Origin of the sequence: Streptomyces sp. NBC_01171, from assembly GCF_045039805.1 — a bacterium.
Lineage (GTDB): Bacteria > Actinomycetota > Actinomycetes > Streptomycetales > Streptomycetaceae > Streptomyces.
Genome location: NZ_CP108609.1, coordinates 2,716,277 through 2,742,514 on the forward strand (window position 1 = coordinate 2,716,277; position 26,238 = coordinate 2,742,514).

Genomic DNA, 26,238 nt, shown 5'->3' on the forward strand with positions numbered 1-26,238 from the left:
ATTACTTGGCCTTCTCGAGGATCTCGACGATGCGCCAGCGCTTCGTCGAGGACAGCGGCCGGGTCTCCGCGAGGAGGACACGGTCGCCGACGCCGGCGGCGTTCTGCTCGTCGTGAGCCTTGAGCTTGTTCGTACGGCGGATGACCTTGCCGTACAGCGCGTGCTTCACGCGGTCCTCGACAGCGACGACGACGGTCTTGTCCATCTTGTCGCTGACGACGAGACCCTCGCGGGTCTTGCGGAAGCCGCGGGCCTCTGCGTTCTCAGTCACGTTCTTCTCGCTCATGCGTTCTCCACCGTCTCGATGCCCAGCTCACGCTCGCGCATCAGGGTGTAGATCCGCGCGATGTCCTTGCGGACCGCCTTCAGACGGCCGTGGTTCTCGAGCTGACCAGTCGCCGCCTGGAAGCGGAGATTGAACAGCTCTTCCTTGGCCTCGCGGAGCTTCGCAAGAAGCTCCTCGTTGCCCAGCTCGCGCAGCTCGGACGCCTTGGTACCGGCCGACATCACGCTTCACCTGCCTCGCGCTTGACGATCCGGCACTTCATCGGCAGCTTGTGAGCCGCACGAGTGAGGGCCTCACGCGCAATCTTCTCGTTGGGGTACGACAGCTCGAACATGACGCGTCCGGGCTTGACGTTGGCGATCCACCACTCCGGCGAACCCTTACCGGAACCCATGCGGGTCTCGGCAGGCTTCTTGGTGAGGGGACGGTCCGGGTAGATGTTGATCCAGACCTTGCCGCCACGCTTGATGTGGCGGGTCATGGCGATACGAGCCGCTTCGATCTGACGGTTCGTCACATACGCCGGGGTCAGCGCCTGGATGCCGTACTCGCCGAACGCGACCTGCGTGCCACCCTTGGCCATACCACTGCGCTTCGGGTGGTGCTGCTTGCGGTGCTTGACCCTACGGGGGATCAGCATGACGGTCAGGCCTCCGTTCCGGTGCTCTCAGCCGGAGCGGCGGCAGCGGGAGCCTCGGCCTTGGGGGCCTCGGCGCCAGCAGCCTGCTGCGGCTTGCGACCGCGCCCACCACGCTCGCCACCACGGCCACCACGGGCCGGGCGGTCGGCGCCGCCACGGGCCGGGCGGTTACCCGCACGGGCCGCAGCGTTCTCGGCGCGGACCTCGGCGATGTTCTTGACGTCGCCCTTGTAGATCCAGACCTTCACGCCGATGCGGCCGAAGGTCGTCTTGGCCTCGAAGAAGCCGTAGTCCACGTTCGCGCGGAGCGTGTGCAGGGGCACACGGCCCTCGCGGTAGAACTCCGAGCGGGACATCTCGGCGCCACCGAGGCGGCCACCGCACTGGATCTTGATGCCCTTGGCGCCCGCCTTCATCGCCGACTGCATGCTCTTACGCATGGCACGACGGAAGGAGACACGCGAGGAAAGCTGCTCGGCGACGGCCTGGGCCACGAGCTGGGCATCCGTCTCGGGGTTCTTGACCTCGAGGATGTTCAGCTGGACCTGCTTGCCCGTCAGCTTCTCGAGCTGACCGCGGATCTTGTCGGCCTCCGCACCGCGGCGGCCGATGACGATGCCCGGACGCGCGGTGTGGATGTCGACGCGGACACGGTCACGGGTGCGCTCGATCTCCACCTTGGAGATGCCCGCGCGCTCCATGCCCTGCGTCAGCATGCGACGGATGGCCACGTCTTCCTTGACGTAGTCCTTGTAGAGCTTGTCGGCGTACCAACGCGACTTGAAGTCGGTCGTGACACCGAGCCGGAACCCGTGCGGGTTTACCTTCTGGCCCATTACCGGGTTCCTTCCTTGCTGCTGACGACCACGGTGATGTGGCTGGTCCGCTTGCGGATCCGGTAGGCACGGCCCTGGGCGCGCGGCCGGAACCGCTTCAGGGTCGGGCCCTCGTCGACGTAGGCCTCGGAAATGAAGAGGCTGTCGGCGTCGGTGTGGTCGTAGTTGTGCGCGGCGTTGGCGATGGCGCTGTCGAGCACCTTGCCGACCGGCACGGAGGCTGCCTGCGGAGCGAATCGCAGAACAGCCTGAGCCTCCGTGGCATCCATGCCACGGATAAGGTCCACCACGCGGCGGGCCTTCATGGGCGTAACGCGGATGTACCGCGCCTGGGCCCTGGCTTCCATGGTTGTCCCTCTCAGTTACTTACGTGTCTGAATGCGATCCGCTACTAGCGGCGCTTCGACTTCCGGTCGTCCTTGACGTGGCCGCGGAAGGTGCGCGTCGGCGAGAACTCGCCGAGCTTGTGGCCGACCATCGACTCGGTGACGAACACCGGGATGTGGGTCTTGCCGTTGTGCACCGCGATCGTGTGGCCGAGCATGGCCGGGACGATCATCGAGCGACGGGACCAGGTCTTGATGACGTTCTTGGAACCGGCTTCGTTCTGGACGTCCACCTTCTTGAGCAGGTGGTCGTCGACGAAGGGTCCCTTCTTCAAGCTACGAGGCATCTCAACCCGTCCTTAGCGCTTCTTGTTCGTCTTGCGGCGGCGGACGATGTACTTGTTCGACGCCTTCTTGGGCGAACGAGTACGGCCTTCCTTCTTGCCCCACGGGGACACAGGGTGGCGACCACCGGAGGTCCGGCCCTCACCACCACCGTGCGGGTGGTCGACCGGGTTCATGACCACACCACGGACGGTCGGGCGAACGCCCAGCCACCGCTTACGGCCGGCCTTACCCCAGTTGATGTTGCTCTGCTCGGCGTTGCCGACCTCACCGACGGTGGCGCGGCAGCGCACGTCGACGAGACGGATCTCGCCGGACGGCATGCGGAGGTGGGCCATGGAGCCCTCCTTCGCAAGGAGCTGCACGGACGCACCGGCGGAGCGGGCGAACTTGGCACCGCCACCGGGACGGAGCTCGATCGCGTGGATCGTGGTACCGACCGGGATGTTGCGGAGCGCCAGGTTGTTGCCCGGCTTGATGTCGGCGCCCGGACCGTTCTCGACGCGGTCGCCCTGCTGCAGGTTGCGCGGGGCGAGGATGTAGCGCTTCTCGCCGTCCGCGTAGTGCAGCAGCGCGATGCGCGCGGTGCGGTTGGGGTCGTACTCGATGTGCGCGACCTTCGCCGGCACGCCGTCCTTGTCGTGACGACGGAAGTCGATCACTCGGTAGGCGCGCTTGTGTCCGCCACCCTGGTGGCGAACGGTCACACGACCGGCGTTGTTACGGCCGCCCTTGCTGTGCAGCGGGCGGACCAGCGACTTCTCCGGCGTGGACCGCGTGACCTCGACGAAGTCGGCGACGCTGGCGCCACGACGGCCCGGCGTAGTCGGCTTGTACTTGCGGATTCCCATTTCTCAGTCCTCGTCCGATATCGGACGATCCAGACCGCCGTCAGGCGGTCGGACCGCCGAAGATGTCGATACGGTCGCCCTCGGCGAGGGTCACGATCGCACGCTTGCTGCCGGCACGCTGACCGAAACCGGTCTTCGTGCGCTTGCGCTTGCCCTGGCGGTTGATCGTGTTGACCCCGGTGACCTTGACGTCGAAGACCGCCTGGACGGCCTGCTTGATCTGGGTCTTGTTGGCGTTCGGGGCGACGATGAACGTGTACTTGCCCTCGTCGAGGAGCGCGTAGCTCTTCTCCGAGACGACCGGCTTGAGCAGCACGTCACGGGGGTCCGTGAAGGACTTGCTCAGCGGGGTCTCGACCGTGTTCTTGCCCTCGGTGGCGTGACGCTTCGCCTTGGCGACGCGCGCGGCCTTGGCGGCCTTGGCGGCCTTCGAGGCGATGCTCGGGTGGCGCGTAGCCATCAGGCTTCGCTCCCTTCGGTGTCATTGGCCTTCGGGCCGGACACGAAGGACTCGAAAGCGGCCTGGGTGAAGACCACGTCGTCCGAGACGAGAACGTCGTACGTGTTCAGCTGGCCCGGCTCCAGGATGTGGACCTGGGGCAGGTTGCGCGCGGAAAGCAGCGCGGCCTCGTCGGAGCGCTCGATGACCAGGAGCACGTTCTTGCGCTCGCTGACCTTGCCGAGGAAGCTCTTCGCGGCCTTGGTGGAGGGGGTGTCGCCCTCGACCACGCCGGTGATGACGTGGATACGAGCGTTGCGGGCCCGGTCGGTGAGGGCGTGGCGCAGGGCCGCGGCCTTCATCTTCTTCGGGGTCCGCTGCGAGTAGTCACGCGGCGTGGGGCCGTGGACGACGCCACCGCCGGCGAACTGCGGCGCACGGGTCGAACCCTGGCGCGCGCGGCCGGTGCCCTTCTGACGGTAGGGCTTCCTACCGCCACCGCGGACCTCGCCACGACGCTTGACCTTGTGCGTGCCCTGACGGGCGGCAGCAAGCTGCGCGACGACGACCTGGTGAAGCAGCGGAACGCTGATCTTCTCCACGTCGAAGATCTCGGCCGGGAGCTCGACGGTCCCGGCGTTGTCGCCAGAGGGCGACAGAATGTCAATGGTGCTCATAGTCCTCAGGCCCCCTTGGCCGCGGTGCGGACCAGGACGAGGCCGCCGTTCGGACCAGGAACCGCGCCCTTGATGAGGAGCAGGCCCTTCTCCGCGTCAACGGCGTGAACGGTCAGGTTCTGGGTGGTGACCCGCTCGTTGCCCATGCGACCCGCCATGCGCATGCCCTTGAAGACACGACCGGGGGTGGCACAGCCACCGATGGAACCGGGCATGCGGTGCACACGGTGGGCACCGTGGGACGCCTTGCCACCCTTGAAGTTGTGGCGCTTCATGACACCCGCGAAGCCCTTGCCCTTGCTCTTCGCGGTGACGTCGACCTTGACGCCCGACTCGAAGACCTCGGCAGTGATCTCCTGACCCAGCGTGTAGTCGCTGGCGTCGGAGGTGCGGAGCTCCACCAGGTGGCGGCGCGGGGTGACGTCGGCCTTGGCGAAGTGGCCCTTGAGGGGCTTGTTCACCTTGCGCGGGTCGATCTCGCCGAAGGCGATCTGGACCGACTCGTAGCCGTCGACGTCGTTCGTACGGACCTGGGTGACGACGTTGGGGCCGGCCTTGACGACGGTGACCGGAACAACACGGTTGTTCTCGTCCCACACCTGCGTCATGCCGAGCTTCTCGCCCAGGATGCCCTTGATCTGCTTAGCCATTCTCAGATCACCGACCCTTAGAGCTTGATCTCGATGTCGACACCGGCCGGGAGGTCGAGTCGCATCAGGGAGTCAACGGTCTTGGGCGTCGGGTCGAGGATGTCGATCAGGCGCTTGTGCGTGCGCATCTCGAAGTGCTCGCGCGAGTCCTTGTACTTGTGCGGCGACTTGATGACGCAGTACACGTTCTTCTCAGTGGGCAGCGGCACCGGGCCCGCGACCGACGCACCAGTGCGGGTCACCGTCTCGACGATCTTCTTCGCCGAGGAGTCGATGACCTCGTGGTCGTAGGCCTTGAGCCGGATGCGGATCTTCTGTCCCGCCATGGCTACTCAGTAGTCCTGTCTTCTCTCACGCTCTGGAACCCGGCAGTTTCACACTGCCTTCTCTCCGACCCACGCGGTCGGGCGTGTCGCACTGCCGCTGACGCGGATGCCCATCACTGGAACATCCCTCCAGGGAATGCACACGGCCCTACCGGAACCGCGGGCCGGGGGCGGAAGGCCCACCGGGCGCCTGGTCGGTATTGCGCCCACGCTTCCCGGAAGATTCCCGTACGTCCAACCCCAGGGGGTTGACGAGTACTGTGGGACTCGCTTCCGGTCCTCCCGGCGGGAGGCGCGCAGCATCAACACTCGACCGAGCAACTCCGACAGTCTGCCATATGGCCTACCCCCCTGGCCAATCGAGCCGAGTAGATTACCCCGATAGTGACGCAGGTCAAACTCCCTCCGCGCCAAGGGCTCACATCAACTCCCGCGCGAGGTAGGGGAAACGGTCGAAAACGCCCCTCGCGCCCGCTCAACGCCCTGTGAGGCGGCCGGGCATGCGAGGCCCCTCCCCCGGACTCCCCCGCGCCACAGGCGCCACCAGATCCGTCAGCGCTGCCGGCCCGGCACGACACCGGCAACAGCAAAGAGGCCCGCACGACCTGAGTCGTGCGGGCCTCTCTGGGTCAGTCAACGACCCTCAAGCAAGAGGTACTTACTTGACGATCTTGGTGACCTGGCCGGCGCCCACCGTGCGGCCACCCTCGCGGATGGCGAACTTCAGGCCCTCTTCCATGGCGACGGGCTGGATGAGCGAAACGGTCATCTCAGTGTTGTCGCCCGGCATGACCATCTCGGTGCCCTCGGGGAGGGTCACGACGCCGGTCACGTCCGTGGTGCGGAAGTAGAACTGCGGGCGGTAGTTGTTGAAGAACGGCGTGTGGCGGCCACCCTCGTCCTTGGACAGGATGTAGGCCTGGGCCTCGAACTCGGTGTGCGGGGTGACCGAACCGGGCTTGATGATGACCTGGCCGCGCTCGACGTCCTCGCGCTTGATGCCGCGGAGCAGCAGACCGACGTTCTCACCGGCCTGGCCCTCGTCGAGCAGCTTGCGGAACATCTCGATGCCGGTGACCGTGGTGGTGGTCTTCTCCGGCTTGATGCCCACGATGTCGACGGTCTCGTTGACCTTGAGGACACCACGCTCGATACGACCGGTGACGACGGTGCCACGACCGGTGATCGTGAAGACGTCCTCGATCGGCATCAGGAACGGCTTGTCGACGTCACGCTCGGGCTGCGGGATGTTCTCGTCGACGGCCTTCATCAGGTCGAGGACGGTGTTGCCCCACTCCTTGTCGCCCTCGAGCGCCTTGAGCGCCGAGACCTTGACGACCGGCAGGTCGTCGCCCGGGAACTCGTACTCGGAGAGGAGCTCACGGACCTCGAGCTCGACGAGCTCCAGGATCTCCTCGTCGTCCACCATGTCGGCCTTGTTCAGGGCGACGACGATGTACGGAACACCGACCTGGCGGGCCAGGAGCACGTGCTCCTTGGTCTGCGGCATCGGGCCGTCGGTGGCGGCGACCACGAGGATCGCGCCGTCCATCTGCGCGGCACCGGTGATCATGTTCTTGATGTAGTCCGCGTGACCGGGGCAGTCGACGTGGGCGTAGTGACGCGTCTCGGTCTGGTACTCGACGTGCGCGATCGAGATCGTGATACCGCGCTGGCGCTCCTCGGGAGCCTTGTCGATCTGGTCGAAGGCCGAGGCCTCGTTCAGGTCGGGGTACGCGTCGTGCAGCACCTTGGTAATGGCGGCCGTGAGGGTCGTCTTACCGTGGTCGATGTGACCGATGGTGCCGATGTTGACGTGCGGCTTAGTCCGCTCGAACTTCGCCTTCGCCACTGGGTCCTCCTGTGGAGTGGTTCTGGTACGCCTTACTCATCGGCGCCAGGTGATCTTTGCTGGGATGCCGCCCGCCGGGGTCTTTCCGAGTGGTCCGACCCCGGCGTTCGGTGTCAAGCCTAAAGCGTGTAAACGGGGTGCGTTACTCGCCCTTGGCCTTCGCGATGATCTCCTCGGCGACGTTCCGGGGAACCTCGGCGTAGGAGTCGAACTGCATCGAGTAGCTTGCGCGACCCGAGGTCTTGCTGCGGAGGTCTCCGACGTAGCCGAACATCTCCGAGAGGGGCACGAGGCCCTTCACGACGCGGGCACCGGCCCGCTCCTCCATGGCCTGGATCTGGCCACGGCGGGAGTTGATGTCGCCGATGACCTCACCCATGTAGTCCTCGGGCGTGGTGACCTCGACGGCCATCATCGGCTCGAGCAGTACGGGCGAAGCCTTGCGCGCGGCCTCCTTGAAGGCCTGCGAACCGGCGATCTTGAAGGCGAGCTCGGAGGAGTCGACCTCGTGGTAGCCACCGTCGAGAAGGATGACGCGGACGCCAGTCATCTCGTAGCCGGCCAGGATGCCGAACTGCATGGCCTCCTGCGCACCGGCGTCCACCGAAGGGATGTACTCCTTCGGGATACGGCCACCGGTGACCTTGTTCACGAACTCGTAGGACGAGTCGCCGCCCTCGATCGGCTCGATCGCGATCTGCACCTTGGCGAACTGACCGGTACCACCGGTCTGCTTCTTGTGCGTGTAGTCGAGTCGCTCGACGGCCTTGCGGATCGTCTCGCGGTACGCGACCTGCGGCTTGCCGACGTTGGCCTCGACCTTGAACTCACGGCGCATACGGTCGACCAGCACCTCGAGGTGCAGCTCGCCCATGCCACCGATGATGGTCTGGCCGGTCTCCTCGTCCGAGTGGACCTGGAAGGACGGGTCCTCCTCGGCCAGGCGCTGGATCGCGACGCCCAGCTTCTCCTGGTCACCCTTCGACTTGGGCTCGATGGCGACCTGGATGACCGGCGCCGGGAAGTCCATGGACTCCAGGATGACCGGGTTCTTGTCGTCGGACAGCGTCTCACCGGTGGTGGTCTGCTTCAGGCCCATGACGGCGACGATGTCGCCGGCGCCCACCGACTCGATCTCCTCACGCTTGTTCGCGTGCATGCGGTAGATCTTGCCGATGCGCTCCTTCTTGCCCTTGACGGAGTTCAGCACCGAGGTGCCGGACTCCAGGCGGCCCGAGTAGACCCGGACGAAGGTGAGCTTGCCGAGGTGCGGGTCGCTCATGATCTTGAACGCCAGCGCCGACAGCGGCTCGTCCTCGGACGGCTTGCGCTTGACGACGACCTCGGGGTCCTTGACGTCGTGGCCCTCGATGGCCTCGACGTCGAGCGGGGTCGGCAGGTAGCGCACGACCGCGTCGAGCAGGGGCTGGACGCCCTTGTTCTTGAACGCGGTGCCACAGAACACCGGGGTGACCGTGACGCCCTCGGACTTGCCGGACGCGATGGTGATGCGACGAATCGCGGCGTAGAGCTGCTCCTCGGTGGGCTCCTGGCCCTCCAGGAACAGCTCCATGATCTCGTCGTCGTGCTCGGCGACGGTCTCGACCAGCTTGCCGCGGTACTCCTCGGCCGCCTCGACGTGCGTGGCCGGGATGTCGACGACGTCGTACATCTCGCCCTTGGCCGCCTCGGCGGACCACACGAGCGCCTTCATGCGGACGAGGTCCACAACGCCCTGGAAGTCCATCTCGGCACCGATCGGGAGCTGCATGATGATCGGAACAGCGCCGAGGCGGTCCTTGATCATGTCCACGCAGCGGTGGAACTCGGCGCCGGTACGGTCCAGCTTGTTGACGAAGCAGATGCGCGGCACGCCGTAACGGTCGGCCTGACGCCACACCGTCTCGGACTGCGGCTCGACACCGGCCACACCGTCGAACACCGTCACGGCGCCGTCGAGCACGCGGAGCGAACGCTCCACCTCGACGGTGAAGTCGACGTGACCCGGGGTGTCGATGATGTTGATGGTGTAGTCACTGCCCTCGAGGGGCCAGTGGCAGGTGGTCGCAGCAGACGTGATCGTGATGCCACGCTCCTGCTCCTGCTCCATCCAGTCCATCGTGGCGGCGCCGTCGTGGACCTCACCGATCTTGTACGACACACCGGTGTAGAACAGGATCCGCTCGGTGGTGGTCGTCTTGCCCGCGTCGATGTGGGCCATGATCCCGATGTTGCGGACCTTGGCCAGGTCAAGTGAAGTGGTAGCCATAAGGCTTCGGTCTTCTCTCGGTCTCGATGTGGGTAGCGACTACCAGCGGTAGTGCGCGAAGGCCTTGTTGGACTCGGCCATCTTGTGCGTGTCCTCGCGCTTCTTGACGGCCGCACCGAGGCCGTTCGAAGCGTCGAGAAGCTCGTTGAGCAGACGCTCGGTCATCGTCTTCTCGCGACGGGCGCGGGAGTAACCGACGAGCCAGCGCAGCGCGAGCGTGTTGGCGCGACCGGGCTTGACCTCGATCGGCACCTGGTACGTCGCACCGCCGACGCGGCGGGACTTGACCTCGAGGGTCGGCTTGATGTTCTCCAGCGCGCGCTTCAGCGTGATGATCGGGTCGTTGCCCGTCTTCTCACGCAGACCCTCCATGGCGCCGTAGACGATGCGCTCGGCGGTGGAGCGCTTGCCGTTCAGCAGCACCTTGTTGATGAGGGAGGTCACCAGAGGAGAACCGTAGACCGGGTCGATGATGACCGGGCGCTTCGGGGCGGGGCCCTTACGAGGCATTCTTACTTCTCCTTCTTGGCGCCGTAGCGGCTGCGGGCCTGCTTGCGGTTCTTGACACCCTGGGTGTCGAGCGAACCGCGGATGATCTTGTAACGAACACCCGGCAGGTCCTTCACACGGCCGCCGCGCACGAGCACGATGGAGTGCTCCTGCAGGTTGTGTCCCTCACCCGGAATGTAGGCCGTGACCTCGATGCCGCTGGTCAGACGCACACGCGCGACCTTACGCAGGGCCGAGTTCGGCTTCTTCGGGGTGGTCGTGAACACACGCGTGCAGACGCCACGACGCTGGGGCGAACCCTCGAGTGCGGGCGTCTTGTTCTTCTCGACCTTGTCCTGCCGGCCCTTACGGACCAGCTGCTGGATCGTAGGCACTACTTCTCCGGTTTCTGTGTGCCGAATGGTGAAGCTAACCTGGAACGACTTCCGACCCACGCGGTCGGGTGTGTCGAACCCGCGGACTCCCGCCGCAAAGGGAAGAGCGCGGATTTCGGTGGCCGCTGACGGCTCGCCGTGCGGTGAGAGGCACACACAGGAGCCAGGGCACACCCCAGGCACAAGGTCTGAGCGTACCTATCGCACGGACTTCGGTCAAAACAAATGCGAGGCGGCCCCCCGTGACGGACAGGGCATGTCAAGTCCCAACGCCGTCAACGATCTTCGATTTCACGTAGCGCACACACCGCGCCACGCCTGCGTCATCGCGCTGCCATCAGTCCAGCACGTCCACCGCGATCAGCAGTAGCCAGAACAACGCCCAGCCGCCGACGGACAGCCAGCCCAGAACGAGGCCGGTCAGAGCCAGTGCGTCGCCGTCCTCGCCGGTGCGGCGGATCTCCGCGCGGGCGGTGTGCCCCAGCACCACGGCCGGGATTCCGGTGAGTCCCGCGGTCAGCAGGCACAGCAGCCCGCACACCGCGGACCCGACCGCCCTGCCGTTCTGCGCCGGCCGCGGTGTGGCCAGGAACACCTGCGGGACGGCCGCCACGGGCCCCGGATGGGGCGCCGGGCCCTGCGGCAGGTCGGCCACCACCAGGGCCAGCTCCCCCACCGTACGGGCCGCGTAGACCCGGCTGACCCGGCGGTCGAACTCGTCCTTGTCCAGCCGCCCTTCCGTGAACCCGGCGCGCAGCACGTCCACCGCCCGCTCCCGGTCGGCGTGCGAAGCCAGCATGAACGCCGCTCCCCCGCCCTGACCTTGGGGCGGCGTCGGCCAGTACGCGGGAGGCTGCGGCTGGAAGGGGGCGGGAAAGGCGCCGGGGAAGGGCGCCGCGGGCCAGTTCTGCGGGCGCGGCGGCTGCCACGACGGTTGCGACGACGGATGCGACACGGAGCACCTCCCGAACCCCCGACCGGGGTCCTTCCATGATGCGCCCAAATGTCCGCGGGGCGGGGGGAAACGCCGAAGGGCGGCACCCCCGTGAGGATGCCGCCCTTCAGATCAAGCGTGCCTTACGGCTGCTCGCCTACTGGTTGTACGGACCGTAGTCGTAGTCCTCCAGCGGAACGGCCTGGCCGGAGCCGGCGCCGAACGGCGAGTAGTCGATGTCGTCGTAGCCGACGGCCGAGTACATCGCGGCCTTGGCCTCCTCGGTCGGCTCGACCCGGATGTTGCGGTAGCGGGACAGACCCGTACCGGCCGGGATGAGCTTACCGATGATGACGTTCTCCTTGAGGCCGATCAGGGAGTCGGACTTGGCGTTGATCGCCGCGTCCGTCAGGACCCTGGTCGTCTCCTGGAAGGAGGCCGCGGACAGCCACGACTCGGTCGCCAGCGACGCCTTGGTGATACCCATGAGCTGCGGACGGCCGGAGGCCGGGTGTCCGTTCTCCTGGACCACACGACGGTTCTCGGTCTCGAACTTCGAGCGCTCGACCAGCTCGCCGGGCAGCAGCTCGGCGTCGCCGGACTCGATGATCGTCACACGGCGGAGCATCTGCCGGATGATGATCTCGATGTGCTTGTCGTGGATCGACACACCCTGCGAGTTGTAGACCTTCTGGACCTCGCCGACCAGGTGGACCTGGACGGCACGCTGACCCAGGATGCGCAGCACGTCGTGCGGGTTGGTGGCACCCACGGTGAGCTGCTGGCCCACCTCGACGTGCTCGCCGTCGCGGACCAGGACCTTGGCGCGCTTGGAGATCGGGAACGCCGTCTCGTCGCTGCCGTCGTCCGGGGTCACGACGAGCTTCTTGGTCTTCTCGGTCTCCTCGATCCGCACGCGGCCGGAGGCCTCGGAGATCGGGGCGACACCCTTCGGGGTACGGGCCTCGAAGAGCTCGACCACACGGGGCAGACCCTGGGTGATGTCGTCACCGGCCACACCACCGGTGTGGAAGGTACGCATCGTGAGCTGGGTACCGGGCTCACCGATGGACTGGGCGGCGATGATGCCGACCGCCTCACCGATGTCGACCAGCTTGCCGGTGGCCAGCGAACGGCCGTAGCACATCGCGCAGGTGCCGACGGCGGACTCGCAGGTCAGGACCGAGCGGGTCTTGACCTCCTCGACGCCGGCCTTGACCAACTGGTCGATGAGGACGTCACCGAGGTCGACGCCCGCCGGGGCGAGCACCTTGCCGTCGACGACGATGTCCTCGGCCAGGCAGCGCGCGTACACGGACGTCTCGACGTTGTCCGCCTTGCGCAGCACACCGTCGGCGCCGCGCTCGGCGATCGACAGCTTGAGGCCGCGCTCGGTGCCGCAGTCCTCCTCGCGGATGATGACGTCCTGCGAGACGTCCACCAGACGACGGGTGAGGTAACCCGAGTCGGCGGTACGCAGGGCGGTGTCCGCCAGACCCTTACGGGCACCGTGGGTGGAGATGAAGTACTCCAGCACGGAGAGACCCTCACGGAACGACGCCTTGATGGGCCGCGGGATGGTCTCGTTCTTGGCGTTCGACACCAGACCACGCATACCGGCGATCTGCCGCATCTGCATCATGTTTCCTCGGGCACCCGAGTCAACCATCATGAAGATGGGGTTCGTCTTGGGGAAGTTCGCGTTCATCGCCTCGGCGACCTCGTTGGTCGCCTTGGTCCAGATCGCGATGAGCTCCTGAGTGCGCTCTTCCTTGGTGATCAGACCACGCTCGTACTGCTTCTGGACCTTCTCGTCCTGCGCCTCGTAGCCCTTGACGATCTCCTTCTTCGCCTCGGGAACGACGACGTCGGAGATGGCCACGGTGACGCCGGAACGGGTCGCCCAGTAGAAGCCCGCCGCCTTCAGGTTGTCGAGCGTCGCCGCCACGATGACCTTGGGGTAGCGCTCGGCCAGGTCGTTGACGATCTCGGAGAGCTGCTTCTTGCCCACCGAGTAGTCGACGAACGGGTAGTCCTCGGGCAGCAGCTCGTTGAAGAGCGCGCGGCCCAGCGTGGTGCGCAGGCGGAACGAGTCCCCCTGCTGCCACTCGGGCTCGCCCTCCTCGCGCGCCGGCGGCGTCCAGCCACGCGGCGGGATGGTGCCCACCGGGAAGCGGATGTCGATCGGCGACTGCAGGGCCAGCTCGCCGGCGTCGAACGCCATGGTCGCCTCGGCCGTGGAGCCGAACGCGCGGCCCTCGCCCTTGGTGTCACGGAGTTCGCCGTCGGTGGTGAGGAAGAACAGACCGAGGACCATGTCCTGGGTCGGCATCGTCACCGGACGGCCGTCGGCGGGCTTGAGGATGTTGTTCGAGGACAGCATCAGGATGCGGGCCTCGGCCTGCGCCTCCGCGGAGAGCGGCAGGTGCACGGCCATCTGGTCACCGTCGAAGTCCGCGTTGAACGCGGTGCAGACGAGCGGGTGGATCTGGATGGCCTTGCCCTCGACGAGCTGCGGCTCGAAGGCCTGGATGCCGAGGCGGTGCAGGGTGGGAGCACGGTTCAGCAGAACCGGGTGCTCGGCGATGACCTCTTCGAGGACGTCGTACACGACCGTGCGGCCGCGCTCCACCATGCGCTTGGCGCTCTTGATGTTCTGCGCGTGGTTCAGGTCGACCAGGCGCTTCATCACGAACGGCTTGAACAGCTCCAGCGCCATCGCCTTGGGCAGACCGCACTGGTGCAGCTTGAGCTGCGGGCCGACGACGATGACGGAACGCGCCGAGTAGTCGACTCGCTTGCCGAGCAGGTTCTGACGGAAACGACCCTGCTTGCCCTTGAGCATGTCGCTCAGGGACTTCAGCGGGCGGTTGCCGGGACCGGTGACCGGGCGACCACGACGACCGTTGTCGAAGAGGGCGTCCACGGCCTCCTGGAGCATGCGCTTCTCGTTGTTCACGATGATCTCGGGCGCACCGAGGTCGAGAAGCCGCTTCAGTCGGTTGTTGCGGTTGATGACACGGCGGTACAGGTCGTTCAGGTCGGAGGTCGCGAAGCGGCCACCGTCGAGCTGCACCATCGGACGCAGGTCCGGCGGGATGACCGGGACGCAGTCCAGGACCATGCCCTTGGGGCTGTTGGAGGTCTGCAGGAACGCGGAGACGACCTTGAGGCGCTTGAGCGCACGGGTCTTCTTCTGGCCCTTGCCGGTCCGGATGATCTCGCGGAGGCGCTCGGCCTCCTCCTCCAGGTCGAAGGACTCCAGGCGCTTCTGCAGCGCCGCGGCACCCATCGAACCGTCGAAGTACGTGCCGAAGCGGTCACGCAGCTCGCGGTAGAGCAGCTCGTCGCCCTCGAGGTCCTGGACCTTGAGGTTCTTGAAGCGGTTCCACACCTCGTCGAGGCGGTCGATCTCGCGCTGCGCGCGGTCACGGAGCTGCTTCATCTCGCGCTCGGCGCCCTCGCGCACCTTGCGGCGCACGTCCGCCTTGGCGCCCTCGGCCTCCAGCTCGGCCAGGTCGGTCTCGAGCTTCTTGGCGCGGGCCTCCAGGTCGGAGTCGCGGCGGTTCTCGATCTGCTGACGCTCGACGGAGACGTGAGCCTCCAGCGACGGCAGGTCGCGCTGACGGCGCTCCTCGTCGACGTACGTGATCATGTACGCGGCGAAGTAGATGACCTTCTCGAGGTCCTTCGGGGCGAGGTCGAGCAGGTAGCCCAACCGCGACGGAACGCCCTTGAAGTACCAGATGTGGGTGACGGGAGCGGCGAGCTCGATGTGGCCCATCCGCTCACGGCGCACCTTGGCGCGCGTGACCTCGACGCCACAGCGCTCACAGATGATGCCCTTGAAGCGGACACGCTTGTACTTGCCGCAGTAGCACTCCCAGTCCCGGGTCGGACCGAAGATCTTCTCGCAGAAGAGTCCGTCCTTCTCGGGCTTGAGCGTGCGGTAGTTGATCGTCTCGGGCTTCTTGACCTCGCCGTGGCTCCACTGGCGGATGTCATCCGCGGTGGCCAGGCCGATCCGGAGCTCGTCGAAGAAGTTGACGTCGAGCACTATGCGTCAATCCCTCTCAGTGTCGTAAGTCTGTGGTCTGAAACGGGGGCCTGGGGGTCGGCGGGGTCCTCGGAGAGAGGACCCCGCCGGACTCCCGTCAGACCTCTTCGACGCTGCTCGGCTCGCGCCGGGACAGGTCGATGCCGAGCTCCTCCGCAGCGCGGAAGACGTCCTCGTCGGTGTCGCGCATCTCGATGGACATGCCGTCGCTGGACAGCACCTCCACGTTGAGGCAGAGCGACTGCATCTCCTTGATGAGCACCTTGAAGGACTCGGGGATGCCGGGCTCGGGAATGTTCTCGCCCTTGACGATGGCCTCGTAGACCTTCACGCGGCCGGTCACGTCGTCGGACTTGATGGTCAGCAGCTCCTGGAGGGCGTAGGCGGCGCCGTAAGCCTCCAGCGCCCACACCTCCATCTCACCGAAGCGCTGGCCACCGAACTGGGCCTTACCACCCAGCGGCTGCTGGGTGATCATCGAGTACGGACCGGTCGAGCGGGCGTGCAGCTTGTCGTCGACCAGGTGGTGCAGCTTGAGGATGTACATGTACCCGATGGAGATCGGGTCCGGGAACGGCTCACCGGAGCGGCCGTCGAACAGCCTCGCCTTGCCGGTCGGCTGCACCATCCGCTCGCCGTCGCGGTTCGGGATGGTGTGCTGCAGCAGACCCGCCAGCTCGTCCTCGCGCGCGCCGTCGAACACCGGGGTGGCGACGTTGGTGCCGGGGTCGACCTGGTCGGCGCCGATGACCTGCAGGCGCTGCGCCCAGTCCTCGCCGAGCCCGGAGACGTCCCAGCCGCGGCTGGCGAGCCAGCCGAGGTGGATCTCCAGGACCTGTCCCGGGTTCATTCGGGACGGGACACCCAGCGGGTTCAGGATGATGTCGACCGGGGTGCCGTCCTCCAGGAACGGCATGTCCTCGATCGGCAGGATCTTGGAGATGACACCCTTGTTGCCGTGGCGGCCGGCGAGCTTGTCACCGTCGGTGATCTTGCGCTTCTGCGCGACGTAGACGCGGACGAGCTGGTTCACGCCCGGGGGCAGCTCGTCGCCCTCCTCGCGGTCGAAGACGCGGACACCGATGATCTTGCCGGTCTCGCCGTGCGGCACCTTCAGGGAGGTGTCGCGGACCTCACGGGCCTTCTCACCGAAGATCGCGCGCAGCAGGCGCTCCTCCGGCGTCAGCTCGGTCTCACCCTTGGGCGTGACCTTGCCGACGAGGATGTCGCCCGCGGTGACCTCGGCGCCGATGCGGATGATGCCGCGCTCGTCGAGGTCGGCCAGGACCTCCTCGGAGACGTTCGGGATGTCCCGGGTGATCTCCTCGGGGCCGAGCTTGGTGTCACGGGCGTCGACCTCGTGCTCCTCGATGTGGATCGAGGAGAGGACGTCGTCCTGCACGAGGCGCTGCGACAGGATGATCGCGTCCTCGTAGTTGTGACCCTCCCACGGCATGAACGCCACGAGCAGGTTCTTGCCGAGGGCCATCTCGCCGTTCTCGGTGGCCGGACCGTCGGCCAGGACCTGGCCTTCGACGATCCGGTCGCCCTCGTTGACGATGACCTTCTGGTTGACCGACGTGCCCTGGTTGGAGCGCGAGAACTTGTGCAGGCGGTACGTGATGTACGTGCCGTCGTCGTTGGCGGTGGTGACGTAGTCCGCGGAGACCTCCTGGACCACACCCGCCTTCTCGGCCTTGACCACGTCGCCGGCGTCGACGGCGGAGCGGTACTCCATGCCGGTGCCGACGAGCGGGGCCTCGCTCTTGATGAGCGGCACGGCCTGGCGCATCATGTTCGCGCCCATGAGGGCACGGTTGGCGTCGTCGTGCTCGAGGAACGGGATCATGGCGGTGGCGACCGACACCATCTGGCGCGGCGACACGTCCATGTAGTCGACGTCGTCACCGGGGACGTAGTCGACCTCTCCGCCACGACGGCGGACCAGGACGCGGGCCTCCTCGAACCGCATGTCGTCATTGAGCGTGGCGTTGGCCTGCGCGATGACGAAGCGGTCCTCCTCGTCGGCGGTCAGGTAGTCCACCTCGTCGGTGACCTGGCCCTCGACGACCTTGCGGTACGGCGTCTCGACGAAACCGAACGCGTTGACCCGGCCGTAGGAGGCGAGCGAGCCGATCAGACCGATGTTCGGGCCTTCGGGCGTCTCGATCGGGCACATGCGGCCGTAGTGCGAGGGGTGCACGTCGCGGACCTCGAAGCCGGCCCGCTCACGGGAGAGACCACCCGGGCCAAGAGCCGACAGACGGCGCTTGTGGGTGAGACCCGACAGCGGGTTGTTCTGGTCCATGAACTGCGACAACTGGCTGGTGCCGAAGAACTCCTTGATGGAGGCGACGACCGGCCGGATGTTGATCAGGGTCTGCGGCGTGATCGCCTCGACGTCCTGGGTGGTCATGCGCTCACGCACGACCCGCTCCATACGGGCGAGACCCGTACGGACCTGGTTCTGGATCAGCTCACCGACGCTACGCAGGCGGCGGTTGCCGAAGTGGTCGATGTCGTCGGTCTCGACGACGATCGACTGACCGCTGTCGCCGACCGTCTCGGTCTCACCGGCGTGCAGCTTGACCAGGTACTTGATCGTCGAGATGACGTCCTCGGTGGTCAGCACACCCGCGTTGAGCGGGGCGTCGGCACCGAGCTTCTTGTTGACCTTGTAGCGGCCGACCTTGGCGAGGTCGTAGCGCTTGGGGTTGAAGTAGAGGTTCTCGAGCAGCGTCTGCGCGGCCTCACGCGTGGGCGGCTCGCCCGGACGCAGCTTGCGGTAGATGTCGAGCAGCGCGTCGTCCTGGCCCTGGGTGTGGTCCTTCTCCAGGGTGGCGCGCATGGACTCGTACTCGCCGAACTCCTCGAGGATCTGCTCGGTCGTCCAACCGAGCGCCTTGAGCAGAACGGTGACCGACTGCTTGCGCTTGCGGTCGATGCGGACACCGACCATGTCGCGCTTGTCGATCTCCATCTCCAGCCAGGCACCCCGGGACGGGATGATCTTGGCGGAGAAGATGTCCTTGTCGGACGTCTTGTCGATGGAGGAGTCGAAGTAGACACCCGGCGAGCGGACGAGCTGCGACACCACGACACGCTCGGTGCCGTTGATGACGAAGGTGCCCTTGTTCGTCATGAGCGGGAAGTCGCCCATGAAGACGGTCTGGGACTTGATCTCGCCGGTCTCGTTGTTGGTGAACTCGGCGGTGACGAAGAGCGGCGCGGCGTACGTGAAGTCGCGGTCCTTGCACTCGTCGATGGAGTTCTTCGGCGGCTCGAAGCGGTGGTCGCGGAACGTCAGCGACATCGACCCGGAGAAGTCCTCGATCGGGGAGATCTCCTCGAAGATCTCCTCCAGACCGGACTTGGTGGGAACGTCCTGACCGTTCTCGAGAGCCTTCTCGACGCGAGCCTTCCAGGCGTCGTTGCCGAGCAGCCAGTCGAAGCTCTCGGTCTGGAGCGCAAGAAGGTTCGGAACCTCGAGGGGCTCCTTGATCTTTGCAAAGGAGATGCGCAGCGGGGCAGTGCTGGCGCCGTTGTTCGTATTCGCGGTCGAGGCAGTGCGCGAGGCGGCCAAGAGGGGGTCCTTCCGAGGGCTCGGACTCACTACGCGCGTACCGGTCCCTCTCTCAGGCTCACGACGGGAAACCCCAGGTCAGGGAAGTTCGGCGTCGGTGCTCGAGTGGGGGCAGACCCCTGGTGACGGGCAGGGGGCAGCTAACAGGCAGCGCAAAGGGTCAGTGTAGCCACTTGGCACACTGATGTCCAGTCCCGGTTTCGGAGACCCTCGTTTTTCTCAACGCCCTCGTCTTCGACGCCCTCGGCCCTTTGCCCTCGACGCAGGATGATCCTGCCCGCTTCGCCGCCGATCCATGCCTCGGATTCGGATCGTTGTGACGACGCGTCCTGAGAATTGCGCGCTGCGTGCGGTTCGTCAAGGCCCCCCAGCCGGAACGGCGCCTTCCGGAGACACAACGAAGATCACCATACCCCTCGCCACGACGAGTGCAAGGCAACCGTGGTCCCCCCGCGGATACGCCGAAGAGCGACCACCCGGATGGATGATCGCTCTTCGGTGCGTTCGCGTTACAGCCTTTTCAGGCCGCGGTCACGCGGGTGAGGTTCGCGGAACCCCGTGAGGTGTTACTTGACCTCGACGGAGGCGCCGGCGGCCTTGAGGGACTCGGCAGCCTTCTCCGCGGCCTCCTTGGTGACCTTCTCGAGGACCGGCTTCGGGGTGCCGTCGACGAGGTCCTTGGCCTCCTTCAGACCCAGGGAGGTCAGCTCGCGCACGACCTTGATGACCTGGATCTTCTTCTCGCCGGCGCCGGTGAGGACGACGTCGAACTCGTCCTGCTCCTCGGCAGCCTCGACCGGGGCGCCGGGGGCGGCCGGGCCGGCCACGGCGACCGCGGCGGCGGCGGTGACGTCGAACTTCTCCTCGAAGGCCTTCACGAACTCGGAGAGCTCGATGAGGGTCATCTCCTCGAACTGGGCAAGCAGCTCGTCCTGGGTGAGCTTCGCCATGATGGCGGTCCTTCCACTCGATCGGCGGGTGCCGTATGTACTGGATGTGGCGGGCGTACGTCGGCCCGCTGCGACTCCGGCCGCCTCATGCGGCAAGAGTCAGAAAGCGAGCCGAATTACTCGGCACCGCCCTGCTCGGCCTGCTTGGCACGGAGCGCGTCCACGGTGCGGACGAGCTTCGAGGGCAGCGCCTGGAAGAGCTGAGCAGCCTGGGACTGCTTGCCCTTGAAGGCACCGGCCAGCTTGCTGAGCAGAACCTCGCGGGACTCGAGGTCCGCAAGCTTCTTGATCTCGTCGGCGGACAGCGCCTTACCGTCAAGGACACCGCCCTTGATGACGAGATTCGGGTTGTCCTTGGCGAAGTCACGGAGACCCTTCGCCGACTCCACCGGGTCACCGGTGACGAAGGCGACAGCCGTCGGACCGTTGAACAGGTCGTCCAGCGTGGTGATCCCGGCCTCGTTGGCCGCAATCTTGGTCAGCGTGTTCTTCACCACGGCGTACTTGGCGTTCTCACCGAGCGACCGGCGCAGGGTCTTGATCTGCGCCACGGTGAGACCGCGGTACTCGGTAAGCACGGCAGCGGTGGAGTTGCGGAACTGCTCCGTCAACTCGGACACTGCGGCAGCCTTGTCGGGCCTCGCCATAGAGCCTCGGCCTCCTTCCGGGTGATTCTGACCGCGCGGACCCGAAGGAGGAGACTGGGAAAAACGAAACGCCCCGGCGCAGGCGCTCGGGGCGGACTCGACCGGGCGCTTACGCGTGAGCGCGTATGCTCCGGGAGTTCTTCCTCTGACACCTGCGCGGGTCGCCCACTTTGCAGTAGGTCCTTCGGCCACCACACCCTCAGGTGAGCGTGCGGCAACGACCAGCGGTCTTTGGCTTCTCGATGAGAGTACGGGACTCGGGCACCGACGGGCAAATCCGGTGCTCAGCGGCCTTCGGCGACGCCCCCGGAGCGGGCCAGCTCCGTGAAGTCCCGGGTGTCGGAGGCCGGGGGCGCCTCGGCGGTGATGCGGACGCCGTAGTCGCGGTAGTAGGCGGTGCTGACCAGGCTGCCCTGGGCGGTGTCGGCCCGCTCCACCTTCTTGACCAGCAGGTTCCGGTGGTCGATCCACAGGTCGACGGTCTCCGAGCTCACCCCGGCCTGGTCGAGCTGCCTCTTCAGCCCGGCCAGCTCGCGCGCGCCGAGCCCGCTGTCCCGGCCCGCGAGGTCGGCGACACGGACCCGGCCCCGGTAGTGCGTGGCCTGCACGCCCCGGACCGATTCGGCGCCGACCCGGCGCACGTCCCCGGAGGCCAGCAGCATCTTCACCGACTGGTTGGGGGTGGTGTTGCGCATCTGGTCCTTCAGGTACATCCCGAAGCCGTCGCCGCCGCGCGCCAGGTCGGCGTACCCGTACTTGATCCAGTGCTTGCCGCCGGCCCGCTTGGCGAAGGCGTCGCTCATGCGCGCGTAGTAGGCGTCCGGGAGATAGCGGGCCCGCAGGGACGGGGTGCCGGCCTTGCGCATCGCCGCCGCGAGGGCGCCGCCGGTGTAGCGGATGGTGAGGTGGCCGGTGACCCCGTCGTGCCAGCGCAGGGCGCCGTCGGAGGACAGGGAGAGGGCATGGCCGTAGCTGAGCGTGGAGCGCACCCGGACCGACTCGGCGCGGTCGGTTGAGTGCTCGGCGGAGCGCAGGGCGGCCAGCGAGCGGGCGTTTCCGTCGTCGTGGGCGTCGCCGCAGGCGGCCGGGGTGGACAGTGCCAGCGCCATCGCCGCGAACCCCGCCCGGCGGACGGTCGTGCTCCTCATCCGGTCCCCCACCCCTGTACGCGCCTGCCCGCACCGTAACCCAGGGCACTCGTGGCCGGGAGAGGAAGGGCAAAAGGGGAGGACCCCGCACCCGGAGGGGGTGCGGGGTCCTCGACCTGCGTCACGCGTCGCAGACGCGGCTACCGGTGAGCGAAGGCTCAGACGGCGGCCGGGTCCTCCTCGACGAGGAGGTTGCGGGTGCGGTTCTGGTCCACCAGGATGCCGGGGCCCATCGTGGTGCTGATGGCGGCCTTCTTGATGTAGCGACCCTTGGCGGCGGACGGCTTCAGGCGGAGGATCTCCTCCAGCGCGGCGCCGTAGTTCTCCACCAGCTTGTCGTCGTCGAACGACGTCTTGCCGATGATGAAGTGCAGGTTCGAGTGCTTGTCGACGCGGAACTCGATCTTGCCGCCCTTGATCTCGGTCACGGCCTTGGCCACGTCCGGGGTCACGGTGCCGGTCTTCGGGTTCGGCATCAGACCACGCGGGCCGAGGACGCGGCCGAGGCGGCCGACCTTGCCCATGAGGTCCGGGGTGGCGACGACGGCGTCGAAGTCCAGACGGCCCTTCGCCACCTCGTCGATCAGCTCGTCGGCACCGACGATGTCGGCGCCGGCGGCACGCGCGGCCTCGGCACGGTCACCGGTCGCGAAGACCAGGACCCGAGCGGTCTTACCAGTGCCGTGCGGGAGGTTCACGGTGCCACGGACCATCTGGTCGGCCTTGCGCGGGTCGACACCCAGGCGGAAGGCGACCTCGACGGTGCCGTCGAACTTGGTCGTGGAGGTCTCCTTGGCGAGACGGACGGCCTCGAGCGGGGCGTAGAGCTTCTCCCGGTCGACCTTGGCGTCCGCAGCGCGGAGAGCCTTGCTGCGCTTGCTCACAACTTGCTCCTGTGTGTTCTCAAAAAGGAGTCGTGGTGTACGGGCCGAGCAGGCCCTACCACGTGCGACTGCGCGTTCGGCAGCCGCATGGATCTACGAAGGTGGGGCTCAGCCCTCGACCGTGATGCCCATGGAGCGCGCGGTGCCGGCGATGATCTTCGCCGCGGCGTCCAGGTCATTGGCGTTGAGGTCGGGCATCTTCGTCGTGGCGATCTCGCGGACCTGCGCGTCGGTGATCTTCGCGACCTTGGTCTTGTGCGGCTCGCCGGAGCCCTTCTCGACACCAGCGGCCTTGAGGATCATCTTCGCGGCCGGCGGAGTCTTGGTCACGAAGGTGAAGGAACGGTCCTCGTAGACCGTGATCTCCACCGGGATGACCCAGCCACGCTGCGACTCGGTCGCGGCGTTGTAGGCCTTGCAGAACTCCATGATGTTGACGCCGTGCTGACCGAGCGCGGGGCCGACCGGCGGGGCCGGGTTCGCCGCACCGGCGTTGATCTGGAGCTTGATGAGCCCCGTGACCTTCTTCTTCTTGGGAGGCATAGCTCTCCGGGTCCTTTCGATTCGGGTCCTGCCCGCGTAAGGGGACCAACCCGGACGCAGGCATACCGCACAACGATAGCGGGTATAGATGTGCGGCTAAAAACCGTGCAGGTCAGACCGGCTACGAGAGCCGGTCTGACCTGCACGGAAGCGTGTGACCAGAAAAACTAGTTCTTCTGGATCTGGTCGAAGCTCAGCTCGACCGGGGTCTCGCGGCCGAAGATCTCGACGAGGCCCTTGACCTTCTTCGAGTCGGCGTTGATCTCGTTGATCGTGGCCTGGAGGGTGGCGAAGGGGCCGTCGGTGACGGTGACCGAGTCGCCGACCTCGAAGTCCAGCACCTGGACCTCGACCTTGCGCTGCGGGGCGGGCTTGCCCTCGGCCTCGGCGGCCTCGCGGGCGGCCTTCTCCTCGGCCTCCGGGGCGAGCATCTTGACGATCTCGTCCAGGGTCAGCGGGTAGGGGTCGTAGGCGTTGCCGACGAAGCCGGTGACGCCGGGGGTGTTGCGGACGACGCCCCAGGACTCGTTCGTCAGGTCCATGCGGACCAGGACGTAACCCGGCAGCTTGTTCTGCTTGATCGTCTTGCGGTCGCCGTTCTTGATCTGGACGACCTCTTCCTGCGGCACCTCGGCCTGGAAGATGTAGTCCTCGACGTTCAGCGAGACGGCGCGCTGCTCCAGGTTCGTCTTCACGCGGTTCTCGTAACCCGCGTAGGTGTGGATGACGTACCACTCGCCGGGCAGCGTGCGCAGCTCCTCGCGGAGCGCGGCGACGGGGTCGACCGGCTCGGCGGGCTCTTCCTCGACCACCTCGACGGCTTCCTCGGCCTCGACGACGTCGCCGGCCTCGTCCGTCTCGTCGGTCTCGACGACGTCCTCTTCGACCTCGGTGACCGCTTCGGCGGGCTCGCCCGCAGCGGCCTCGGCAGCCTCGAACTCGTCCTGCTCGTCCGCGCCCTCGACGATGTCGAGCTCGGCGTCCACCGCCTCGACGGTGTCTCGGCGAGGCTCGGTGGCGTCGTTCAGGTTCGGGTCAGACACGATGGCTGCTTCTTCCTGGATACATAGGGGTGGAACATGCGAAAAAAGGCGCCGGTACCACGGCGCCCTTCGCTCTTGGCTCAGCCGAAGACGTACTTGGCCGCGTGGTTGAGGCCATAGTCAATCACGGTGACCAAGCCAATCATGATGACGACGAAGACGATCACGACGGTCGTGTACGACGTCAGCTGATTGCGGGTCGGCCAGACGACCTTGCGGAGTTCCGCGATGATCTGGCGATAGAAGGTGGCAAGACGCTTCAGCGGGCCCTTCTTGGCTCGCTTGCCGCCCTTGCGGGGCTTCTTGGCATCCGACAGCTCGTCCTGGGCGTCAGGCGTGTCGATGGAGCCCACGGCGTCCGTCATGCGTCCTCACCTGATCCCGGAATCGTGGCCGTGCCGCGCCCGGTGAATTCAGAGCCGCACGGCGGTGCATTGCTGTACGTACATGCGCACACATCCTGGCGGTGTGTGTAGCAGGGCCGGAGGGACTTGAACCCCCAACCGCCGGTTTTGGAGACCGGTGCTCTACCAATTGAGCTACGACCCTTTGGTGTCCCCCAACCTACCGCATCCGCCCGAACGCCCGGTGTGGAGCACTCACGCGGTGGCTGCTGGAAGCCAACGAGGTGAGAGTGTACGTGCTCCACGGCCCGGCGTCGAACAGAAAGTGCCCGGCCGGGCGCCCGGAGTGGAAGATCGTCCTGGCCGCGCCCGGGATTCGGACCCTTGTTCCGCCGGCCGCCCGGTGCTGTTCAGTCTGTGAAACCCGTGTGCCCGCCGTGTTTCCGGTCTGGAACGATGGGCGTATGAGCGCTGCAACCCCTCCCACCGAGCGCCGGGTCTCCGCCCGAGTCGGCGCGATCTCCGAGTCCGCCACCCTCGCCGTGGACGCCAAGGCCAAGGCCCTCAAGGCCGCCGGGCGTCCGGTGATCGGCTTCGGCGCCGGTGAACCCGACTTCCCGACCCCGGACTACATCGTCGAGGCGGCCGTAGAGGCCTGCCGGAACCCGAAGTTCCACCGCTACACCCCGGCCGGCGGCCTGCCCGAGCTGAAGGCGGCCATCGCCGCGAAGACCCTGCGGGACTCGGGCTACGAGGTCGACGCCTCGCAGATCCTGGTGACCAACGGCGGCAAGCAGGCCATCTACGAGGCGTTCGCCGCGATCCTCGACCCGGGCGACGAGGTCATCGTCCCGGCCCCGTACTGGACCACCTACCCGGAGTCGATCCGGCTCGCGGACGGTGTCCCGGTGGAGGTCGTGGCCGACGAGACGACCGGCTACCGCGTCACCGTCGAGCAGTTGGAGGCGGCCCGCACGGAGAAGACGAAGGTCGTCCTCTTCGTCTCGCCGTCCAACCCGACCGGCGCGGTCTACAGCGAGGCCGAGGCGGAGGCCATCGGCCGCTGGGCCGTCGAGCACGGCCTGTGGGTGCTGACCGACGAGATCTACGAGCACCTGGTCTACGGCGACGCCACCTTCACCTCGCTGCCCGCGATCCTGCCCGAGCTGCGGGACAAGTGCATCGTGGTCAACGGTGTCGCCAAGACGTACGCGATGACCGGCTGGCGGGTGGGCTGGGTGATCGGCCCGAAGGACGTGGTCAAGGCCGCGACCAACCTCCAGTCGCACGCCACCTCCAACGTCTCCAACGTGGCGCAGGCCGCCGCGCTGGCCGCCGTCTCCGGTGACCTGAAGGCCGTGGCTGAGATGCGCGAGGCGTTCGACCGGCGCCGCCGGACGATCGTGCGGATGCTGAACGAGATCGACGGCGTGCTGTGCCCGGAGCCCGAGGGCGCCTTCTACGTCTACCCGTCGGTGAAGGACCTGCTGGGCAAGGAGATCCGGGGCAAGCGCCCCGGGACCACGGTCGAGCTGGCCGCGCTGATCCTGGAGGAGGCCGAGGTCGCGGTCGTCCCGGGCGAGGCGTTCGGCACGCCGGGTTACCTGCGGCTGTCGTACGCGCTGGGTGACGAGGACCTGATCGAGGGCGTCAGCCGGATGCAGAAGCTGCTGGCGGAGGCGCGGGACTGAGGTTTCCCCCTTCTCCACGCGGGCCGTCTTCCC

At 66.8% G+C, this 26,238-nt stretch carries 26 protein-coding genes and 1 tRNA gene; 1 reads left to right on the plus strand and 26 read right to left on the minus strand.

What is annotated here, in order from left to right:
- Window position 1: 1 nt before the first annotated feature.
- From rpsQ to OG448_RS12475, 26 genes are all read right to left on the minus strand, one after another.
- A complete protein-coding gene (gene rpsQ / locus OG448_RS12350; RefSeq protein WP_030811683.1) occupies window positions 2-286 on the minus strand; it encodes a 30S ribosomal protein S17 in 285 nt (94 codons plus the stop codon).
- Entirely contained in the window at window positions 283-507 is a 225-nt protein-coding gene (gene rpmC, locus OG448_RS12355) for a 50S ribosomal protein L29 (protein WP_007494763.1), read from the minus strand. Before rpmC ends, rpsQ begins: the two co-directional genes overlap by 4 nt.
- Window positions 507-926 carry a 50S ribosomal protein L16 gene (gene rplP, locus OG448_RS12360; protein WP_030811678.1) on the minus strand — a complete coding sequence of 140 codons (420 nt, stop codon included), beginning with the start codon at window positions 924-926 and terminating at the stop codon, window positions 507-509. The genes rpmC and rplP overlap by 1 nt, the downstream gene beginning before the upstream one ends.
- A gap of 5 nt (window positions 927-931) precedes the next feature.
- Entirely contained in the window at window positions 932-1,762 is an 831-nt protein-coding gene (gene rpsC, locus OG448_RS12365; RefSeq protein ID WP_030811675.1) for a 30S ribosomal protein S3, read from the minus strand.
- Window positions 1,762-2,109, minus strand: coding sequence for a 50S ribosomal protein L22 (gene rplV / locus OG448_RS12370; RefSeq protein ID WP_003974262.1), 348 nt, complete (start codon window positions 2,107-2,109; stop codon window positions 1,762-1,764). Before rplV ends, rpsC begins: the two co-directional genes overlap by 1 nt.
- A gap of 44 nt (window positions 2,110-2,153) precedes the next feature.
- On the minus strand, window positions 2,154-2,435 hold the full coding sequence (gene rpsS, locus OG448_RS12375) for a 30S ribosomal protein S19 (RefSeq protein WP_030811672.1): 282 nt from the start codon (window positions 2,433-2,435) through the stop codon (window positions 2,154-2,156).
- Window positions 2,436-2,447: 12 nt separating this feature from the next.
- The gene (gene rplB / locus OG448_RS12380; RefSeq protein ID WP_030811669.1) at window positions 2,448-3,284 is read right to left on the minus strand and encodes a 50S ribosomal protein L2; all 837 of its coding nucleotides are present in this window, start codon (window positions 3,282-3,284) and stop codon (window positions 2,448-2,450) included.
- A 40-nt stretch (window positions 3,285-3,324) separates the two neighbouring features.
- A complete protein-coding gene (rplW, locus tag OG448_RS12385; protein ID WP_030811665.1) occupies window positions 3,325-3,744 on the minus strand; it encodes a 50S ribosomal protein L23 in 420 nt (139 codons plus the stop codon).
- Window positions 3,744-4,400: a 50S ribosomal protein L4 gene (gene rplD / locus OG448_RS12390; protein WP_030811662.1), complete on the minus strand. Its 657-nt coding sequence runs from the start codon at window positions 4,398-4,400 to the stop codon at window positions 3,744-3,746. Before rplD ends, rplW begins: the two co-directional genes overlap by 1 nt.
- Before the next feature lie 5 nt (window positions 4,401-4,405).
- Entirely contained in the window at window positions 4,406-5,050 is a 645-nt protein-coding gene (gene rplC, locus OG448_RS12395) for a 50S ribosomal protein L3 (RefSeq protein WP_030811658.1), read from the minus strand.
- 17 nt (window positions 5,051-5,067) lie between these two features.
- The gene (gene rpsJ, locus OG448_RS12400) at window positions 5,068-5,376 is read right to left on the minus strand and encodes a 30S ribosomal protein S10 (protein WP_003948644.1); all 309 of its coding nucleotides are present in this window, start codon (window positions 5,374-5,376) and stop codon (window positions 5,068-5,070) included.
- A gap of 658 nt (window positions 5,377-6,034) precedes the next feature.
- On the minus strand, window positions 6,035-7,228 hold the full coding sequence (gene tuf, locus OG448_RS12405; protein WP_391295305.1) for an elongation factor Tu: 1,194 nt from the start codon (window positions 7,226-7,228) through the stop codon (window positions 6,035-6,037).
- 142 nt (window positions 7,229-7,370) lie between these two features.
- The gene (fusA, locus tag OG448_RS12410) at window positions 7,371-9,497 is read right to left on the minus strand and encodes an elongation factor G (RefSeq protein WP_405553518.1); all 2,127 of its coding nucleotides are present in this window, start codon (window positions 9,495-9,497) and stop codon (window positions 7,371-7,373) included.
- A gap of 39 nt (window positions 9,498-9,536) precedes the next feature.
- Entirely contained in the window at window positions 9,537-10,007 is a 471-nt protein-coding gene (gene rpsG, locus OG448_RS12415; RefSeq protein ID WP_003992340.1) for a 30S ribosomal protein S7, read from the minus strand.
- Between the two features lie 2 nt (window positions 10,008-10,009).
- Window positions 10,010-10,381, minus strand: a complete 372-nt coding sequence (rpsL, locus tag OG448_RS12420) for a 30S ribosomal protein S12 (protein ID WP_003948652.1) — start codon at window positions 10,379-10,381, stop codon at window positions 10,010-10,012.
- Between the two features lie 337 nt (window positions 10,382-10,718).
- Window positions 10,719-11,180: a DUF1707 and DUF4190 domain-containing protein gene (locus OG448_RS12425; protein WP_405553522.1), complete on the minus strand. Its 462-nt coding sequence runs from the start codon at window positions 11,178-11,180 to the stop codon at window positions 10,719-10,721.
- A 292-nt stretch (window positions 11,181-11,472) separates the two neighbouring features.
- Window positions 11,473-15,372, minus strand: a complete 3,900-nt coding sequence (locus OG448_RS12430) for a DNA-directed RNA polymerase subunit beta' (protein ID WP_405553524.1) — start codon at window positions 15,370-15,372, stop codon at window positions 11,473-11,475.
- A gap of 97 nt (window positions 15,373-15,469) precedes the next feature.
- Entirely contained in the window at window positions 15,470-18,955 is a 3,486-nt protein-coding gene (gene rpoB / locus OG448_RS12435; RefSeq protein ID WP_405553526.1) for a DNA-directed RNA polymerase subunit beta, read from the minus strand.
- A 566-nt stretch (window positions 18,956-19,521) separates the two neighbouring features.
- Entirely contained in the window at window positions 19,522-19,905 is a 384-nt protein-coding gene (gene rplL / locus OG448_RS12440; protein WP_350905685.1) for a 50S ribosomal protein L7/L12, read from the minus strand.
- A 116-nt stretch (window positions 19,906-20,021) separates the two neighbouring features.
- Window positions 20,022-20,552 carry a 50S ribosomal protein L10 gene (rplJ, locus tag OG448_RS12445; RefSeq protein WP_391295315.1) on the minus strand — a complete coding sequence of 177 codons (531 nt, stop codon included), beginning with the start codon at window positions 20,550-20,552 and terminating at the stop codon, window positions 20,022-20,024.
- Window positions 20,553-20,836: 284 nt separating this feature from the next.
- Window positions 20,837-21,700: a hypothetical protein gene (locus OG448_RS12450; protein ID WP_405553529.1), complete on the minus strand. Its 864-nt coding sequence runs from the start codon at window positions 21,698-21,700 to the stop codon at window positions 20,837-20,839.
- Window positions 21,701-21,858: 158 nt separating this feature from the next.
- Window positions 21,859-22,584 carry a 50S ribosomal protein L1 gene (gene rplA / locus OG448_RS12455; RefSeq protein ID WP_030811632.1) on the minus strand — a complete coding sequence of 242 codons (726 nt, stop codon included), beginning with the start codon at window positions 22,582-22,584 and terminating at the stop codon, window positions 21,859-21,861.
- 108 nt (window positions 22,585-22,692) lie between these two features.
- On the minus strand, window positions 22,693-23,127 hold the full coding sequence (rplK, locus tag OG448_RS12460; RefSeq protein WP_030811629.1) for a 50S ribosomal protein L11: 435 nt from the start codon (window positions 23,125-23,127) through the stop codon (window positions 22,693-22,695).
- Between the two features lie 167 nt (window positions 23,128-23,294).
- Window positions 23,295-24,170 (minus strand): transcription termination/antitermination protein NusG, encoded by an 876-nt coding sequence (gene nusG / locus OG448_RS12465; protein WP_405553531.1) that lies wholly within the window; start codon window positions 24,168-24,170, stop codon window positions 23,295-23,297.
- Between the two features lie 80 nt (window positions 24,171-24,250).
- Window positions 24,251-24,535, minus strand: coding sequence for a preprotein translocase subunit SecE (secE, locus tag OG448_RS12470; RefSeq protein WP_030811625.1), 285 nt, complete (start codon window positions 24,533-24,535; stop codon window positions 24,251-24,253).
- A 111-nt stretch (window positions 24,536-24,646) separates the two neighbouring features.
- Window positions 24,647-24,719 (minus strand) — tRNA-Trp (locus OG448_RS12475).
- A 259-nt stretch (window positions 24,720-24,978) separates the two neighbouring features.
- Here OG448_RS12475 and OG448_RS12480 point away from each other — a divergent pair.
- Entirely contained in the window at window positions 24,979-26,205 is a 1,227-nt protein-coding gene (locus OG448_RS12480; RefSeq protein WP_405553534.1) for a pyridoxal phosphate-dependent aminotransferase, read from the plus strand.
- The last annotated feature ends 33 nt before the right edge of the window (window positions 26,206-26,238 follow it).